This is a genomic window from Streptomyces adelaidensis (genome assembly GCF_016598475.1).
GTDB classification, from domain to species: domain Bacteria; phylum Actinomycetota; class Actinomycetes; order Streptomycetales; family Streptomycetaceae; genus Streptomyces; species Streptomyces adelaidensis.
On record NZ_JAEMUX010000014.1, the window covers coordinates 77,455 to 93,825 of the forward strand.

The following is a 16,371-nucleotide window of genomic DNA, read 5'->3' on the forward strand; positions in this document are numbered from 1 at the left end:
TTCCAATGAGCCTTGGATGCCAGCACAGTCGGAGGAGGAGAGAACGTGGCAACACCCCCAGGCGGTTCATCGTCGGGCAACTGGTCCTACCCTGGCCAGGGGCCTGGCCAGGGTGACCAGAACCGGTACAACTTCCCCTCCGCACCGAGCCGTCAGCAGCCGTACGTACCGCAGGGCCCCGGCCCTTCGCCGTACGACCAGCCGCCGGCGCCGCGCATCCAGCCCGTGCAGCCGCAGCGCCGCTCCCCTGAGCCGTCGCCCGCCGGGGGCTCGCACAACCCCCTGGTGCGCCCGTACGCCATGACGGGCGGCCGCACCAGGCCGCGTTACCAGCTCGCCATCGAGGCACTGGTGCACACCACCGCGCAGCCGCACCAGATGCAGGGCCAGTTGCCCGAGCATCAGCGGATCTGCAACCTCTGCCGGGAGATCAAGTCGGTGGCCGAAATCTCGGCCCTCCTGACGATCCCTCTCGGCGTGGCCAGGATTCTCGTCGCCGACTTGGCGGAGGCGGGCCTGGTCGCCATTCATCAGCCCGGCGGCGACGAGAGCGCCGGCGGCCAGCCAGCCGTGACATTGCTCGAAAGGGTGCTCAGTGGACTTCGCAAGCTCTAGCGGAGGGCCTTCCCGCTCCACCACGTCCGCGAAGATCGTGGTGGCGGGCGGCTTCGGCGTGGGCAAGACCACGTTCGTCGGGGCCGTCTCGGAGATCAACCCGCTGCGTACCGAGGCCGTGATGACGTCCGCGTCCGCGGGCATCGACGACCTCACCCACACCGGGGACAAGACGACCACCACGGTCGCCATGGACTTCGGCCGCATCACCCTCGACCAGGACCTGATCCTGTACCTGTTCGGCACCCCCGGCCAGGACCGCTTCTGGTTCATGTGGGACGACCTGGTCCGCGGCGCCATCGGCGCGATCGTCCTCGTCGACACGCGCCGCCTCGCGGACTGCTTCCCCGCCGTCGACTACTTCGAGAACAGCGGCCTGCCGTTCGTGATCGCGTTGAACGGCTTCGACGGCCAGCAGCCGTACAACCCGGACGAGGTGCGCGAGGCCCTGCAGATCGGCCCCGACACGCCGATCATCACGACGGACGCGCGGCATCGGTCGGACGCGAAGTCGGCGCTGATCACGTTGGTCGAGCACGCGCTGATGGCGCGGCTTCGGTAGTCAGCTTCTCCGAGCACCAGATGGGGGCGGCAGCCATTCACCGGCTGCCGCCCCCATCTGCGCCTGCGCCTGCGCCTGCGTCTGTGTCTGCCTCGGCGTCGGCATCACGGCAGAAGTGGCACACCATCCTCCGCAGCGCCCGGCTGCCCCGGAATGAGCGGCAGAGCAGCTGCCTTGCCCGGCCCGAACATGAGGCTGGACGGCTGCCGCGTCCGCCGGTCGGAGACCACGATCCCGCCCCGCCACTTGCGCTCCACGTCCTGGTACCGGAACTGGAGCTTCTTCAGCCGGGCCCCGAACTGCTCCCGCAGCGGCTGGTAGGCGTCATCGCAGTGCACGTTCCATGTCACGTCGTTCATGTACGTATGGCAGGCGACGGGAAGAGCAGCGACGAAACCAGCAGATCCGCGAGCTGGAGGAGCGTGTGCGTATCGCTGTGCCCGAAGACGGGCGACTCGATGACGCCGCGCAGGCTGTCCCCGCCCGCTCGGTACTTGCGCGTGGTCACGCAGTGCACGTTTGGCGCGTTCTTCACTTTCGTACGGCTGTCAAGCACCATCATGCCGCGTGAGTGCTCATGGGCGAGCTGCGCCTGAAAGGTCTCGGTGAGCGACCCGACGGAGGCGGGATAGACCCCGGACTCGTCAAAGGCCAGGCCTTCCTCCTTCACCCACACCCGGGCGAGCACCTTGGCATCGTGCCGTTCCAGTATGTCGAGCACGGAGGCCAGCAACTCCATTGCCGCACGCAGCCATTGATGGTTCCCGGCCCGGAGGTTCTTCCGTACGTCCGAGCCCTTGATCTCGTGCTGGATCACATCGGACAGCTGCTCGGCCCTGCGCAGCTGTGGCCGGTAGTGCTTCTTCACCTCAAGGAAGCCCCAGGTGAGGTCCTTCACCTGGGATCGAGGAACGGTGAACCCGCCGACGACGAGTACGGGTGGCGCGTCGGGCCGGGCAGGATCGAGCGTCTGCCCGTTCCCCGCCTCGTCGATGTAGCAGAGATGCACCGAACCGAACCTCCCCGGAAACACATCTGTGGCCGCCCCCGAAGGGACGGCCACAGGGTCTGCGCAGCCATATGCGCGATATTTTGTGTGCTGATCCGCATCGTGCCAACGCCGTGGTGTCCTGGTCAAGCCGGACGTCACCGTGAGTTGATGCCGGTCACCCTTTGTGGCTGAAATCGTGTGTTCAGATCGCGACCAGATCGATCACATCGATCACTACGTGGCGGTTCGACACGACGTAGGTGATGAATCCCCCGGCGAAGGGCGCCGACCAACTGCTGTCCCGGTTGCTCTGGGCTGGTGATCCGAACGGATTGAGGCTGATCCTCTTCTCCAGCTCCTCAAGCGCTGCCCGTTGAGGAGCGGTCAGGGTGGCCTTGCGCCGAGCGGCTCGGTCCACGTACCTGATCGTGTACGCGCTCACGCCCACCTGCCCGTATCCAGGGGGTTACCGGCGGCATCGAATGGGCGCCCCTCCTCGTCCCAGAAGACCAGCCCCTCGGTGTCACCCTCGGTCATGCGCGTGATGGCCTGCTCGACCTCGTCCAGATAGCCCGGGGTCGCACAGGCGCAGGCAAACGGCAACCACTTGTCGAGTACGGCGTCCAGGGCACCCTGATCGAAGTCGGCGGCGGCGCCGAGCCAGTCCCGCTCGAAGCCTTTCAGCCAGTCCGGTCGCCGCTCCAGCGCCGCGCGAATGGCATCAGGCGCTCTCTCGCAGGCGTTCGGATCGACTTCGTGGGCCATGATCGGAGACCTCCGGCGAGGAGCAGCTGAGTGGCTGCCCACGGTAGAGGGGGCGGGCCGGGCCCCGCACCCCGGACCCGCGATGACCGCGTTCGAGTCGGAGTGCGAACGCCGACGGCTGCCCCTGTCCGGCACCTCACGCAAGGAGACCACCCGTGTCCGACTCGACCTGCGGCCATACGAGGCTGCCTACGCTGCCGGGGCGCATGGAGATGAGCTGCGCGGCGCGCTCGGGGTTGCGCAGCGACATGCGGAACCCGCCGTCCAGGGCGGCGACTTGGGCGCTTCCGTCGTCGTGGGCGAGGCCCCAGGCAGCTACGCGGGCGTCGCGGTCGCCGTCCTCGGTGGCGTACTCCTCGACTACGGCGAAGAGGCGGGGGGCGGTGGCGTTGACGAGGGCGTGGATCTCTGCGGTGAAGGCGTCGGGGCGGTCGGGTTTCGGGAGGCCCGGGCATACGGTGGTCATGGCAATTCTCCTGTCCATCGAGGGAGTTGCTGTGTTAGAACGATAGACACAAGCGCATAGATCTATGCTCTAACTCCTGTATGTTCTATGCGATTCACTCATGTGGGGGACGTGCATCGATCCCGCACGTGCAGGGAGAGGAGAAGGTAGTGGCAGCGAGTGCCCCACCCACGCTGAGGCAGCGACGCCTGGGAACCGAGTTGCGCAAGCTCCGCGAGCGGGCTGGGTTGAGCTCTACGGCAGGTGCCGCGCGCATCGGCGTGCAGCAGGCCCGGATGAGCATGATGGAGGCCGGGCGGCATGGCGTCAGCGAGGATCGCGTACGCACGCTGGCACTCGCCTACTCCTGCGACGACAGCGACCTGGTCGAGGCGCTGGCGGCGATGACCGGGCGTCGCGGCCGGGGCTGGTGGGACGAATACCGAGAACTGCTCCCACCCTCACTTGTGGAGGTCGCCGAGTTCGAGGCCGACGCCACCGGACTGCGAGTTGGCGTGGTCGTCACCATGCCGGGCCTGGTTCAGACCCTCGACCATGCACGTGCGGCCTTCCAGCAGAGCGTTCCCGCCCTGCGACCGCACGAGATCGAACACCGGGTCTCGTTCCGCATCAAGCGTCAAGCCATCCTGTTCGGGGCGCTGCCACTCCCCTACACCGCGATCGTCCACGAGGCCGCCCTGCGGATTCGGGCGGGCTCCCCTGACGTGATGCGCGAGCAGCTTCTGCACCTGAACGAGATGGGCGAGCGCGACAACATCCGCATCCTCGTCGTCCCCTTCGAGCAGGTCCACTTTCCGGCCTCGGGTCAGCCCATCAGTTATGCGTCAGGACATGTCCCACAGCTGGACACAGTCCTCCTCGACTCCGACCACGGCTGCGAATTCCTCGACGCCGAAGCCCAGTTGCATCGATACCGCTCCGTACTCGACCGTATGGAGGCGTGCGCGCTCACGCCCCAGAAGAGCCGCGACTTCATCCGCCGCCTCGCCAAGGACCTGTGAGGGATACCTGTGCATTGCTACATCTGGCAGAAATCCTCGTACAGCACCGAGGGCGCGAACTGCCTCAACCTCGCCACCGCCCCCGACGGCACCCTCCGCCTGCGCGAGAGTGTCGACCCTGGCCGAATACTGGCCGTGAACCGCGAAGGACTCTCCGCGCTGTTGGCGGCGATCAAGCCGACCTGGCAGAAGTCGTCATTCAGCGCCGAGGCGGCAAACTGCGTGAACGTGGCCGCCATGCCTGACGACACCCTCCGCCTGCGCGAGAGTGACGACCCTGGCCGAATACTGGCCGTGAACCGCAAAGGGCTCTCCGCGCTGCTGACGGCCGTCAAAACCGACCGCCTTCCGGCAACGGCACTCAGCTGACCTCGCCCGCGCCCTCTCGGTCCGTGTGGTTGCACTGAGGCGTAGGCCGGTATGGTCCGGACAAGCATCACGAATGTGACGGGGAAGAGGTGATCACGATGGCGTACTCCACGCATATGGCTGCGGCGCTCTCCGGCGCCACCGTGAACCAGCTCAGGTCGTGGCGGATCAACCGCGGCGCCAAGGGCCAGTTCCTGATGCCCGAACTTGGCACTCGCCCCCGCGCCGCGTACTCCTTCCGTGACGTCCTGGCTCTGCGTACCTGCGTACGACTGCGGCAGGACTTCTCCCTCCAGAAGATCCGCACGGCGATCGGTACGCTCCGCGGCCTGGGAGAGACGGCCCACCTGGCGTCGTACCAACTGGTCACGGACGGCTCCAGCATCGTCCTGTATGACGACGAACACCCGACCGACCTCCTGGACCGTCCGGGGCAGCGCGTGGTGGCGACCCTGACCGACATCCTTGAGCCCTTCGCTCCCCGGCCTGGCGTAGTGGTGCCACACCTGCTGCACCCGACGACGCACGTTGCCGTGGATCCGGCCAACCAGGGGGGCCATCCGGTGATCACAGGTACGCGCGTGCCGTACGAAGCGGTGGCGGAGCTCCTCGAAGACGGTGTCCCGCTGGAACGAATCCCGGACTACTACCCGGCGGTGACGGTGGACGCTGCTCGTGACGCAGCCGGGTTCGCCCGCTACGTCGACAGCTACCTCCCGAGCGGAAGTCGCGCCTCCTGATGCGCCTTCTCGTCGACGAGAACACAGCGGTGCAGCTCCTGGTCCCTCTTCGATACGTGCTGCCCCAGCACCAGGTCGACCACGTGACCGAAGTGAAGTGGTCGGGCGAGAAGGATGTTCAGCTCCTCTTGGACGCAGCCCGCAAGGGATACGACGTCCTGTTGACGAAGGACGGACGCCAGCTCGAAGACCCTGACGAGACGGACTCGATCAAGAAGGCCGGCATCCATCCGTGATCTAGCGAGGGGACCCTCGGCTTGAGCCGAGGGAGGAATCGCTTCTCTCGACTGCTCTGACCTCCACTTTCTGTACGGATCCGCAGTGCCGGCCTGGGCCACGGCATCACGGACTGTTATACCTGTCGCGTGTGTATAGTGATCGCGTGACTGTGATCCGGACGGTTCGCCGGTTCTCCGGCGGTGTGTACGACCTCGGGCTCCACGTGGTGTGGTGCCCGAAGTACCGCCGTCCGGTCCTCGGCGGCCGGGTCGCGGCCCGCCTGGAGGAGCTGATCCGCCAGAAGGCCGACGAGCGGGGGTGGGAGATCGTGGCGCTTGAGGTGATGCCCGACCACGTCCACCTGTTCGTCAAGCACGATACGAAGTCGTCGGCCTCATATGTGGCCAACCAGTTCAAGGGCTTCACGTCCCGCGTGCTGCGTACGGAGTTCCCGCACCTCAAGAGCCAACTGCCCACCCTGTGGTCGTCGTCATACTTCGCCGCTTCCGTGGGCGCGGTCGGCGCGGACACGGTGCAGCGGTACATCGAGACGCAGTGGGAGCGCCCGTGGCAGAAGGGGGAGCAGGCGTGATCCGCGCGTACAAGTTCCGCCTGCGCCCCACCGTCCGCCAGGAGCAGGCGCTGCGCGAGATGCTCCGGGATCACTGCTCGCTCTACAACGGCGCGCTGCAGGAGCGCCGGGACGCCTGGCGGCACAGCTCGAAGACAAGCATCAGGTACGGCGACCAGTCCGGGCAGCTCAAGGAGGTCCGCGCCTTCGATACGGAGCGCCAGGGCCGCTGGTCGTTCTCCTCCCAGCAGGCCACCCTGCGCCGCCTGGACAAGGCCTTCCAGGCGTTCTTCCGCCGGGTCAAGAGCGGCGAGAAGCCCGGCTATCCGCGCTTCAAGGGCGTCGGACACTTCGACACCGTCGTCTTCCCCAAAGACGGCGACGGCTGCCGCTGGGACTCCACCCCGCACGACCTGCATACCCGTGTGCGGCTTCAAGGCGTCGGACACATCCGTGTGCACCAGCACCGGCCGGTCAAGGGCCGGGTGAAGACGATCACGATCAAGCGGGAAAGCAACCGCTGGTACGTGGTCCTGTCCTGCGACGAGGTGCCCGCCGAGCCGCTGCCGGCCACCGGCCAGGTCGTCGGCATCGACCTGGGCGTCGCCCACTTCCTGACCACCTCCACCGGTGAGCACATCGCCAACCCCCGCTTCCTCCAAGCGGCGGCCGAGGAACTCGCCGAAGCACAGCGGCACCTGGCGACCTTCCCCAAGCGCACCAAGGCGCACCGCGCCGCCGCCCGGAAGGTCGCCAAGATCCACGCGAAGATCCGGCGCCAGCGCCTGGACTACGCGCACAAGACCGCGCTCACCCTCATCCGCGATCACGACGCGATCGCGCACGAGCGGTTGAACACCGCGGGCATGACCAAAGCGCCCGCCCTCAAGCCCGACCCCGAACAGCTCGGTGTGTTCCTGCCGAACCAGCGGGCGGCGAAGGCCGGGCTGAACCGGTCGATTCTCGACGCGGGTTGGGGGGTATTCCTCGCGATCCTCACCAGCAAGGCTGAAAGCGCCGGTCGGACCGTCGTCGCGGTGGACCCCCGCAACACCTCCCGCACCTGCCCGTCCTGCGGGCACGTGGCGAAGGAGAACCGCCTCACCCAGGCGAAGTTCCAGTGCACGACGTGCGGGTTCGCGGCCAACGCGGACCACGTCGGCGCGCTGAACGTCCTCGACAGGGCCGGGCTGGTCCTCTGCGACGTGGCCTAGCCACCGACACAGGAAGCCCGCGCGTTCACGCGTGGGTGGAGTCACCACATCCGGTACTCGCAGAAGGAAAGCGGCGTCGGCGGGCTGGCTCTGGCTGTAGGGGCGATCATCGCCGCCATGCCTTTCGTGATGCGAGAACTTGACGCCGCCGACGGCCAACGACTCGTCCACATTCGAGGCCTGAGCCCGGTACCGAGCCAACGCTTCGAATCGACGGACCCCCGCCAGAGCCCACCACGCTACTGGCGTTGACCGGAGCGGCGTTGTTTGAGCCCCATGGCCGTACGGTGACGGTATGGGCGGTGCCGAATCGGACCGAAGCAGTTCGGGACCATCGACCTGGACACTCGGGTTACCCCTGAGCCGTAGGATCGCCCGTGTGATTACGGGCGAAGTGAAGACCAAAGTGGGACGCGTCTGGGACGCGTTCTGGTCCGGCGGCATCTCCAACCCGCTGGAGGTGATGGAGCAGATCACATACCTGCTCTTCATCAAGCGGCTGGACGAAATTCAGACTCGCAAGGACCGCAAGGCGACAGCAACGGGGACGCCCGATCCGGAGCCCTTCTTCTCGGAGGACCAACAGGATCTGCGCTGGCAGAACTTCAAGGTCAAGGACCCCGAGATCATGTACGAGCTCGTGGACAAGGGCGTCTTCCCGTACCTGCGCGCCATGGGCGGCGACGACTCGACCTACTCCCACCACATGCGGGACGCCCGCTTCACGATCCCGGGCCCCAACCTGCTCGCCAAGGTCGTCGACCAGTTGGACGACATCTCGATGGAGTCCAGCGACACCAAGGGCGACATCTACGAGTACCTGCTCGCGAAGATCGCCAGCGCCGGTCAGAACGGCCAGTTCCGCACCCCGCGCCACATCATCGACCTGATGGTCGAGATGACCCAGCCGGGGCCACGCGACGAGATCTGCGACCCGGCGTGTGGTACGGCGGGGTTCCTGGTGCAGGCGGCGTCGTATGTCTCGCGGGTGCACCGCGACGCGCTGCTCGGTGTGGAGCAGCGCAAGCACTTCAACGAGTCGATGTTCCACGGCTTCGACTTCGACTCCACGATGCTCCGTATCGGCTCGATGAACATGCTGCTGCACGGCATCGAGAACCCGGACATCCGCTACCGCGACTCGCTCGCGGAGAGCGCGGCCAGCGAAGCCGAACGCTACTCGCTGATCCTCGCGAACCCGCCCTTCGCCGGGAGCCTGGACTACGAGTCCACGGCGGTGGACCTCCAGCGCATCGTCAAGACGAAGAAGACCGAACTCCTCTTCCTCGCGCTGTTCTTGAGGCTCCTCAAGCCCGGTGGCCGCGCGGCCGTCATCGTCCCGGACGGGGTTCTGTTCGGCTCGACGAAGGCACACAAGGAGCTGCGCCGGATGCTGGTGGAGGAGCAGCAGCTCCAGGCGGTGGTCAAGCTCCCGAGCGGTGTCTTCAAGCCGTACGCCGGTGTCTCGACGGCGATCCTGTTCTTCACGCGGACGGACTCGGGTGGCACGGACCATGTCTGGTTCTACGACGTGGCGGCGGACGGCCTGAGCTTGGACGACAAGCGCAACCCGCTCCTGCCGGAGGACCGCCTGGGCGTCCGCCCTCAGGGCGACCCCTTGTCCGCGGACGAACTCCTGAAGAACAACCTCCCTGACGTCCTGGCCCGCTGGCAGGAGCGCGACGGCACGGAGCGCGACCGCGCCCGTACCGCGCAGAGCTTCTCCGTCCCGAAGGCGGATATCGCGGCCCAGGGCTATGACCTCTCCCTGAACCGCTACAAGGAGATCGCCCACGAGGAGATCGAGACACGCGCTCCGCTAGAAATCCTGGCGGACCTGGAGCGCTTGGATGACGAAATCGCCAAAGGCACGGAGGAGCTGAAGGGGATGTTGGTGTGACTTCTCTCGAGCATTCAATGAAACCGTTGGGGGAAGTAGCTGTCTTTCTGGACCATCTAAGGCGACCTGTTAAATCTAACGAGCGAAACCCCGGCCCGTATCCTTATTTTGGGGCAAACGGCCAACAGGGAACTATAGATGGATTCCTATTCGACGAACCTCTAGTCCTACTAGCTGAGGACGGTGGCCATTTCGATAACCCTGACCGCGGCATCGCCTATCGCATCTCCGGGCGAACCTGGGTGAATAATCATGCTCACGTTCTTAGAGCACGCGCTGGCGTCGATCGGGATTACCTGTACCGAGTTCTCGAAAATTTCGACGCCAGACCTTATCTGACTGGAAGTACGCGCGCCAAGCTAACGAAAGGAAGTGCCTCCCGGTTTCCCATCCCGCTTCCTCCCCTCGCGGAGCAGAAGCGCATCGCCGCCGTCCTCGATCAGGTGGACACCCTCCGCGCCAAGCGCCGCGAGGCCATCACCCTCCTCGACGATCTCGCCCAGTCCATCTTCCTCGACATGTTCGGCAATCTGCCAGCATCTGCAAGATTGTCCGACCTCGCCCACGTGCAAGGTGGGCTGCAGCTCTCAGGAACTCGCAGTTCTCTACCTTGTGAAGTTCCGTACCTTCGCGTTGCAAATGTATACCGGGGATACCTGCAGCTGAATGAGATCAAAAAGCTCAAAGCGACTCCACAAGAGATTGAGCGAACTCGCCTCGAGACAGGAGATCTACTAATTGTAGAGGGGCACGGAAACCCGAACGAAATCGGTCGTGCCGCACTATGGGATGGGTCCATCGATAATTGCACACATCAAAATCACTTGATTCGAATTCGAGTGGATCGACGACATCTGATTCCAGAGTATCTAGAGATGTACCTGAACTCGATCGCAGGAAGGCGCCATTTGCTCGGTTCGGCAAATACGACTTCCGGGCTCAACACTATTAGCACAGGGGCAGTAAAGGGAAATCCGATCCCGGTTCCAAGCATGGACCAGCAGCGGGTGTTTCTCGGACGGCTGGAGCAGCTGCGGAGAACTATGCGGCGTCACCGCACCCACCTCGCCGCCCTAGACGAGCTCTTCGTTTCCCTCCAACAGCGTGCCTTCTCCGGGACCCTCTGGGATCATGACGGCGAGGCTGGCGCAGCGTAAGCCGCGGCACGCCTTACCAATACACGCCGCCCGCGCGGCCGGGCAGTGGGAGCCCGGCGCGTGGGTGGTTCTGCCGTAGGAGACGGAACCAACACGTCGGCGGCGTACGGGGGCTGGACAACCCGCCCCCGTATGAGCCGCGCAACAGGGGAAAGGGGCGTCGCACCGGCATGGGTAGCGACCAGAACAGCGACGGTCAGGGGCAGGACCAGGGCCAGGCCGACCACGACAAGCAGGCCTGCGACCGGACCGCCGCGCAGAATGCCGGCCGCGCCGCCGCCGGGAACTTCGCCTTCCTGCGTACCGAGTGGCCCGTCCTCTACGACGAAGCGACCCGCGCCGAGCGGTTGATCCACGTCGACCCCCGTACCGCCTGCTTCTACGCCCGCCGCGCGATCGAAATCGCCGCCCGCTGGATGTACGACACGGACAGCAGCCTTCACGAGCCGTACAAGAAGGACCTCGCGGCGATGCTTCACGAGGCGACCTTCCGCCAGCTCGTCGGGCCGACGGTCAACGCCAAGATGGACCTCGTCCGTCGCCATGGCAACAACGCCGTACACAAGGCTGCTCCAGTCCCAAGGCCCGTCGCCGAGGCCAGCGTCAAGGAGCTGTTCCACTCCCTCTACTGGTTCGCCCGGACCTACACCCGCCAGCCCGCTCAACTGCCGTCCGCCGGTATCGAGTTCGACACCAGCGCCGTACCGCGTCCGCTCTCGCCCCAAGCCCGAATACTGAAGCAGGCAGAGCTCAAGGCGAAGGAGGCCGAGGACGAGGCCCGCTTCAAGGAGCAGGCCGAGCAGCTCGCGGCGCAGCGCGCGCAGAACGCGGACCTTGCCCGCCAGCTCGACGAGCTCAGGGCACAGGTCACGGCCGCCAAGGCAGCCAACCAGTCCGTCCGGGACACCCATGATTACGACGAGGCCGCGACCCGCGACGCCTTCATCGACCTGCTCCTGAAGGAAGCTGGCTGGGATCTCCTCACCCCCGGCAAGGACACCGAGTACCCCGTCACGGGCATGCCCACCAAGTCCGGCAAAGGGTACGTCGACTACGTGCTGTGGGGCGACGACGGCAAGCCCCTCGCCGTCGTCGAGGCCAAGCGGACCCGGCGCGACGCCCGTGACGGCCAGCAGCAGGCGAAGCTGTACGCCGACGCGCTCCAGGCCCGCTTCAATCGCCGACCGGTGATCTTCTACACCAACGGCTACGAGACGTACCTCTGGGACGACGCCGCATGGGGCAAGGACCGGGGCGAGGACCGGGGCTACCCACCCCGCCAGGTCCAGGGTTTCTTCACCAAGGACGAGCTGCACTGGCACATCCGGCAGCGCGCGAGCCGCCTCTCCCTGGCGGCCACACCGGTGAACAAGAGGATCGCCGGCCGTCCGTACCAGCTTCGTGCGATCCAGCGGGTGGGAGAGACGTTCGAGCGGGACCGGGGCCGTCAGGCGCTGCTCGTCATGTCGACCGGCACTGGCAAGACCCGTACCACCGTGGCCCTGGTCGATCAGTTGATGAAAGCCGGGTGGGCCCAGCGGGTGCTGTTCCTCGCAGACCGACAGGCCTTGGTCAACCAGGCGAAGAAGGCGTTCACTGAGAACCTGCCGAACACTCCCTCGGCGAGCCTCCTCGACGACAAGACCGCCTCGGCCCGCGTCCTCCTCTCCACCTACCAGACAATGATGAAGCAGATCGATGTCACAGACGGGGCTGGGCGTCGCCGCTTCGGGCCCGGCTACTTCGACCTGATAGTCATCGATGAGGCGCACCGGTCCGTGTACTCCAAGTACGGCGAGCTCTTCCGCTACTTCGACTCCCTGCTGCTCGGCCTGACTGCCACGCCCAAGGACGACATCGACCACAACACGTACAAGCTCTTCGCGATGGAGGACGGGGTCCCCACCGACTCGTACGACCTCTATGAGGCGGTCGGCGAGGGCTACCTGGTTCCGCCCAGAGCGGTGAAAGTCCCGCTGAAGTTCATGGAGCACGGCATACGGTATGCCGACCTCTCGGAAGAGGAGAAAGCCGAGTGGGATGCCAAGGAGTGGACGGAGGACGGTGAGGTCCCGGAGGCGGTGGGTCGCCATGACATGAACAAGTACCTCTTCAACGACGACACCGTGGACAAGATGCTGGAGACACTCATGGTGTTCGGGCATCGTGTCGAGGGCGGCGACCGGCTCGGGAAGACCATCATCTTCGCGAAGAACGACGAACACGCCCGCTTCATCGAGCTGCGGTACAACGTCAACTACCCGAAGGGGGGCGGCCGAACGGCGCGTGTGATCACGTACAAGGAGACGTACGCCCAGTCCCTCATCGACGACTTCTCCAACCCCAAGAACCCGCCGAACGCTCCCGACATCGCTATCTCCGTCGACATGCTCGACACGGGCATCGATGTGCCTGAGGTGGTGAACCTGGTTTTCGCCAAGCCGGTTTTCTCCAAGACGAAGTTCTGGCAGATGATCGGCCGCGGCACTCGTCTGCGTCCGGCTCTCTACGGGCCCGACCCGGAGAACCCCGACCACAACAAGCAGAACTTCTTCGTCTTCGACTTCTGCGGCAACATCGACTTCTTCAACAGCCAGATGGACCGGTCGGAGGGACGCAAGGCGGCCACCCTCACCGAGCAGCTCCTCCAGCGCCAGCTCGACCTCGTACGGGTCCTGGACAAGCGGCAGCAGCCCGACCCGTCACGCGACGCCGGCCCTGACGCGATCGGCACGGAAGCCGAGATCCGCTGGTCGCTCGCCCACCGGCTGCACCAGACGGTCACGGGCATGAACCTGGACAACTTCCTCGTCCGTCCGCACCGCCGGGAGATCGAGGTGTTCGGCGAGTTCGGCAACTGGCATCGGGTGGACGACGACGCGGATGCCGCGATACGTGACCGTCTGCTCGGTCTGCCCAGCGAGTTCCGTCTCGACGACGATGAGACGGGTGAGGAAGCCAAGCGCTTCGACCTGATGGCGTACGGGCTCCAACTCGCCGCGCTCGAAGGCGGCAAGGAGTTCGCCAAGCTGCGTACGAAGATCCAGGACATCGCGTCCAACCTGCTCACCAAGACCAACATCCCAGCGGTCGGCGAACAGGCTGAGCTTCTGGAAGCGGTGGTGAGCGAGGAGTGGTGGCACGACATCACCCTCCCGCTCCTTGAGGACATGCGGCGCCGCTTGCGCCGGCTGGCGCGTCTCACCGACCCCAAGGTCAAGCGCAACGTCGTCTACACCGACTTCATCGACGAGTTCGGCGATTACACAGAGACCGAGATCCAGGGAATGCCTCAAGGGACGGACGAGCACCGCTTCAGGCAGCGGGCCCGCGCCTATCTCCTGCGCCACGAGGACCAGCCGGTGGTGCACAAGCTGCGTACCAACGAGCAGATCACCGAGCCCGATCTCTCGGCCCTGGAGGAAATCTTTCTCTCGGAAGCCATCGCCTCCCCGGAGGATCTGGACGAGGTGAGGTCCTCCGGTGGGCTCGGGCTGTTCGTGCGCGGGCTGTGCGGGCTGGATCGGCAGGCCGCACAGAAGGCCTTCGAGGGATTCATCGCGGGCAAGCAACTCAGTGCCCGCCAGCTCGACTTCCTGACGTTGATCGTCGACACAGTGGCCAAGCGGGGAATCCTCGGCCTGGGAGATCTCTACGAGGACTCGTTCGCCGCGCTCTCCCCCGGTGGTCCGGATGATCTGTTCTCGGGTGAGGAGCTCGAAGGCCTGAAGGTCATCTTCAAGGAGCTGGAGCGGACTGCCAAGCCTGCCGCCCTGGCCGCCTGAGGGGTCCGGAAAGACCCATCGCCGGACGGGCTCCCGTGCGGAGCCCGTCCGGCGGCGGGGACAAGCAGATGCTCAGCGCCAGCTGTGCGGCGCCCGGAAGCCGGGCTCGCGCTCCAGGCGGCGCCAGCCGGCGCGGGCGCGGCCGCGGTGGGTCGGGGCCTCGCTGGGCGTGGCCGCGGCGCGGGCCAGCAGCAGCGCGGTGATCGCGGCCACTTCCTCGGGCTCGGCGTGGCCCTTCTCGACGCGAATATCAGGCAGGTTCATGGATGTCAGTCTCCGGGAGAGAGGTTTCCGCAGGGGTACCGCGAAGGATCCGGCGGGTTACTGCGGCGGGTTGCCGTGCTTACGGGAGGGCAGGTCCGCGTGCTTGGTGTGGAGCATGGCCAGGGAGCGGATGAGGATCGCGCGGGTCTCCGCGGGGTCGATCACGTCGTCGACGAGGCCGCGCTCGGCCGCGTAGTACGGGTGCATCAGCTCGGCCTTGTACTCCTTGACCATCCGGACGCGCATCGCCTCGGGGTCCTCGGCGTCGGCGATCTGCCGCCGGAAGATGACGTTGGCGGCGCCTTCGGCGCCCATGACGGCGATCTCGTTGGTCGGCCACGCGTAGGTGAGGTCGGCGCCGATGGACTGGCTGTCCATGACGATGTAGGCGCCTCCGTACGCCTTGCGCAGGATCAGGGAGATTCGGGGGACGGTCGCGTTGCAGTACGCGTACAGCAGCTTCGCGCCGTGGCGGATGATTCCGCCGTGCTCCTGGTCGACGCCCGGGAGGAAGCCGGGGACATCCAGCAGCGTGATGATCGGAATATTGAAAGCGTCGCACATCTGGACAAAGCGCGCAGCTTTTTCCGAAGCCTCGATGTCCAGGACGCCCGCGAGGCTCTGCGGCTGGTTGGCGACGATGCCGACGACCTGGCCGTCGAGGCGGCCGAGGGCGCAGATGATGTTGCGGGCCCAGCGCTCGTGCACTTCGAGGTAGTCGCCGTCGTCGACGAGCTCCTCGATGACCTTGGTCATGTCGTAGGGGCGGTTGCCGTCCGCCGGGACCAGGTCGAGGAGGACGTCGCCGCGGCGGTCCGCCGGGTCGGAGGGCTCCACGCGGGGCGGGTTCTCGCGGTTGTTCTGCGGGAGCATCGACAGGAGGTAGCGCACCTCGGCGATGCACGTCTCCTCGTCGTCGTACGCGAAGTGGGCCACACCGCTCGTCTCGGCGTGCACGTCGGCGCCGCCGAGGCCGTTCTGGGTGATCTCCTCGCCGGTGACCGCCTTGACGACGTCCGGGCCCGTGATGAACATCTGCGAGGTCTCGCGGACCATGAAGACGAAGTCGGTGAGGGCGGGGCTGTAGGCCGCGCCGCCCGCGCAGGGGCCGAGCATCACACTGATCTGCGGGATGACGCCACTCGCCCTGGTGTTGCGCTGGAAGATGCCGCCGTAACCGGCGAGGGCGGAGACGCCCTCCTGGATACGGGCGCCCGCGCCGTCGTTGAGCGAGACCAGAGGGGCACCGGCCGCGATGGCCATGTCCATAATCTTGTGGATCTTCGTGGCGTGGGCCTCGCCGAGGGCGCCGCCGAAGATGCGGAAGTCATGGGCGTAGACGAAGACCGTACGTCCCTCCACCGTGCCCCAGCCGGTGATGACACCGTCGGTGTACGGCTTCTTGGCCTCCAGACCGAATCCGGTGGCCCGGTGCCGGCGCAGCTGCTCGACCTCGTTGAAGGAGCCCGGGTCCAGCAGCAGCTCGATGCGCTCCCGGGAGGTCAGCTTGCCTTTGGCGTGCTGCGCCTCGGTCGCCTTCTCGCTGGGGCCGGCCATCGCCTGCGCACGGATCTCGTGCAGTTCGGCCACGCGCCCACGCGCGTCCGTCGGCTCACCCGGTGCCTCATCCAAAACGGTCATGTAGCGACCATACGAAGCCGAGCGAGGAAAGCGGTCCGTCGACTCCGTACAGTCTCCGGCGCGTTTTCCTGGTACCCCTGAACAGAACCATGCCGGCATGCAGCCGAACCG

At 66.0% G+C, this 16,371-nt stretch carries 18 protein-coding genes; 11 read left to right on the forward strand and 7 right to left on the reverse strand.

The features are described 5' to 3' along the window. Positions 1 to 45: 45 nt before the first annotated feature. On the forward strand, positions 46 to 615 hold the full coding sequence (locus I8N67_RS11100) for a DUF742 domain-containing protein (protein WP_200302629.1): 570 nt from the start codon (positions 46 to 48) through the stop codon (positions 613 to 615). Beyond that, a complete protein-coding gene (locus tag I8N67_RS11105) occupies positions 596 to 1,177 on the forward strand; it encodes a GTP-binding protein (RefSeq protein ID WP_013000463.1) in 582 nt (193 codons plus the stop codon). The genes I8N67_RS11100 and I8N67_RS11105 overlap by 20 nt, the downstream gene beginning before the upstream one ends. 104 nt (positions 1,178 to 1,281) lie before the next feature. On the opposite strand, the gene I8N67_RS42495 is transcribed toward I8N67_RS11105, so the two are convergent. The 5 genes from I8N67_RS42495 to I8N67_RS11125 form a co-directional block, all read right to left on the reverse strand. Further along, positions 1,282 to 1,536, reverse strand: a complete 255-nt coding sequence (locus I8N67_RS42495; RefSeq protein ID WP_234045468.1) for a hypothetical protein — start codon at positions 1,534 to 1,536, stop codon at positions 1,282 to 1,284. After that, positions 1,533 to 2,186: a DUF3800 domain-containing protein gene (locus tag I8N67_RS42500; RefSeq protein WP_307835208.1), complete on the reverse strand. Its 654-nt coding sequence runs from the start codon at positions 2,184 to 2,186 to the stop codon at positions 1,533 to 1,535. The genes I8N67_RS42495 and I8N67_RS42500 overlap by 4 nt, the downstream gene beginning before the upstream one ends. A 184-nt stretch (positions 2,187 to 2,370) precedes the next feature. Further along, the gene (locus I8N67_RS11115; RefSeq protein ID WP_307835209.1) at positions 2,371 to 2,586 is read right to left on the reverse strand and encodes a hypothetical protein; all 216 of its coding nucleotides are present in this window, start codon (positions 2,584 to 2,586) and stop codon (positions 2,371 to 2,373) included. Between the two features lie 20 nt (positions 2,587 to 2,606). Further along, positions 2,607 to 2,933, reverse strand: a complete 327-nt coding sequence (locus tag I8N67_RS11120) for a DUF6247 family protein (protein WP_200302632.1) — start codon at positions 2,931 to 2,933, stop codon at positions 2,607 to 2,609. Positions 2,934 to 3,069: 136 nt separating this feature from the next. Further along, positions 3,070 to 3,399 (reverse strand): hypothetical protein, encoded by a 330-nt coding sequence (locus I8N67_RS11125; protein ID WP_200302634.1) that lies wholly within the window; start codon positions 3,397 to 3,399, stop codon positions 3,070 to 3,072. Between the two features lie 149 nt (positions 3,400 to 3,548). Between I8N67_RS11125 and I8N67_RS11130 the strand changes: the two genes are divergently transcribed. From I8N67_RS11130 to I8N67_RS11170, 9 genes are all read left to right on the forward strand, one after another. Then, on the forward strand, positions 3,549 to 4,400 hold the full coding sequence (locus tag I8N67_RS11130) for a helix-turn-helix domain-containing protein (RefSeq protein WP_307835210.1): 852 nt from the start codon (positions 3,549 to 3,551) through the stop codon (positions 4,398 to 4,400). Between the two features lie 9 nt (positions 4,401 to 4,409). Continuing rightward, on the forward strand, positions 4,410 to 4,769 hold the full coding sequence (locus tag I8N67_RS44180) for a DUF397 domain-containing protein (protein ID WP_307835211.1): 360 nt from the start codon (positions 4,410 to 4,412) through the stop codon (positions 4,767 to 4,769). Positions 4,770 to 4,867: 98 nt separating this feature from the next. Next, positions 4,868 to 5,509, forward strand: a complete 642-nt coding sequence (locus I8N67_RS11140) for a DUF433 domain-containing protein (protein WP_172638923.1) — start codon at positions 4,868 to 4,870, stop codon at positions 5,507 to 5,509. Beyond that, entirely contained in the window at positions 5,509 to 5,745 is a 237-nt protein-coding gene (locus I8N67_RS11145; RefSeq protein ID WP_200302638.1) for a PIN-like domain-containing protein, read from the forward strand. The genes I8N67_RS11140 and I8N67_RS11145 overlap by 1 nt, the downstream gene beginning before the upstream one ends. A 152-nt stretch (positions 5,746 to 5,897) precedes the next feature. Next, on the forward strand, positions 5,898 to 6,320 hold the full coding sequence (gene tnpA, locus I8N67_RS11150) for an IS200/IS605 family transposase (RefSeq protein WP_200302700.1): 423 nt from the start codon (positions 5,898 to 5,900) through the stop codon (positions 6,318 to 6,320). Next, positions 6,317 to 7,513, forward strand: a complete 1,197-nt coding sequence (locus tag I8N67_RS11155; RefSeq protein ID WP_200302640.1) for an RNA-guided endonuclease InsQ/TnpB family protein — start codon at positions 6,317 to 6,319, stop codon at positions 7,511 to 7,513. Before tnpA ends, I8N67_RS11155 begins: the two co-directional genes overlap by 4 nt. A gap of 379 nt (positions 7,514 to 7,892) precedes the next feature. Then, positions 7,893 to 9,413, forward strand: a complete 1,521-nt coding sequence (locus I8N67_RS11160; RefSeq protein WP_200302642.1) for a type I restriction-modification system subunit M — start codon at positions 7,893 to 7,895, stop codon at positions 9,411 to 9,413. Then, positions 9,410 to 10,570 (forward strand): restriction endonuclease subunit S, encoded by a 1,161-nt coding sequence (locus I8N67_RS11165; RefSeq protein WP_200302644.1) that lies wholly within the window; start codon positions 9,410 to 9,412, stop codon positions 10,568 to 10,570. The genes I8N67_RS11160 and I8N67_RS11165 overlap by 4 nt, the downstream gene beginning before the upstream one ends. A gap of 170 nt (positions 10,571 to 10,740) precedes the next feature. Continuing rightward, positions 10,741 to 14,355, forward strand: a complete 3,615-nt coding sequence (locus I8N67_RS11170; protein ID WP_200302646.1) for a DEAD/DEAH box helicase family protein — start codon at positions 10,741 to 10,743, stop codon at positions 14,353 to 14,355. Between the two features lie 72 nt (positions 14,356 to 14,427). Here the strand turns inward: I8N67_RS11170 and I8N67_RS11175 are convergent, their stop codons facing one another. Both I8N67_RS11175 and I8N67_RS11180 read right to left on the reverse strand, forming a co-directional pair. After that, positions 14,428 to 14,619 (reverse strand): acyl-CoA carboxylase epsilon subunit, encoded by a 192-nt coding sequence (locus I8N67_RS11175; RefSeq protein WP_200302648.1) that lies wholly within the window; start codon positions 14,617 to 14,619, stop codon positions 14,428 to 14,430. 57 nt (positions 14,620 to 14,676) lie between these two features. After that, complete coding sequence (locus I8N67_RS11180; RefSeq protein WP_200302649.1) at positions 14,677 to 16,260, reverse strand: acyl-CoA carboxylase subunit beta; 1,584 nt, start codon at positions 16,258 to 16,260, stop codon at positions 14,677 to 14,679. Positions 16,261 to 16,371 lie beyond the last annotated feature (111 nt).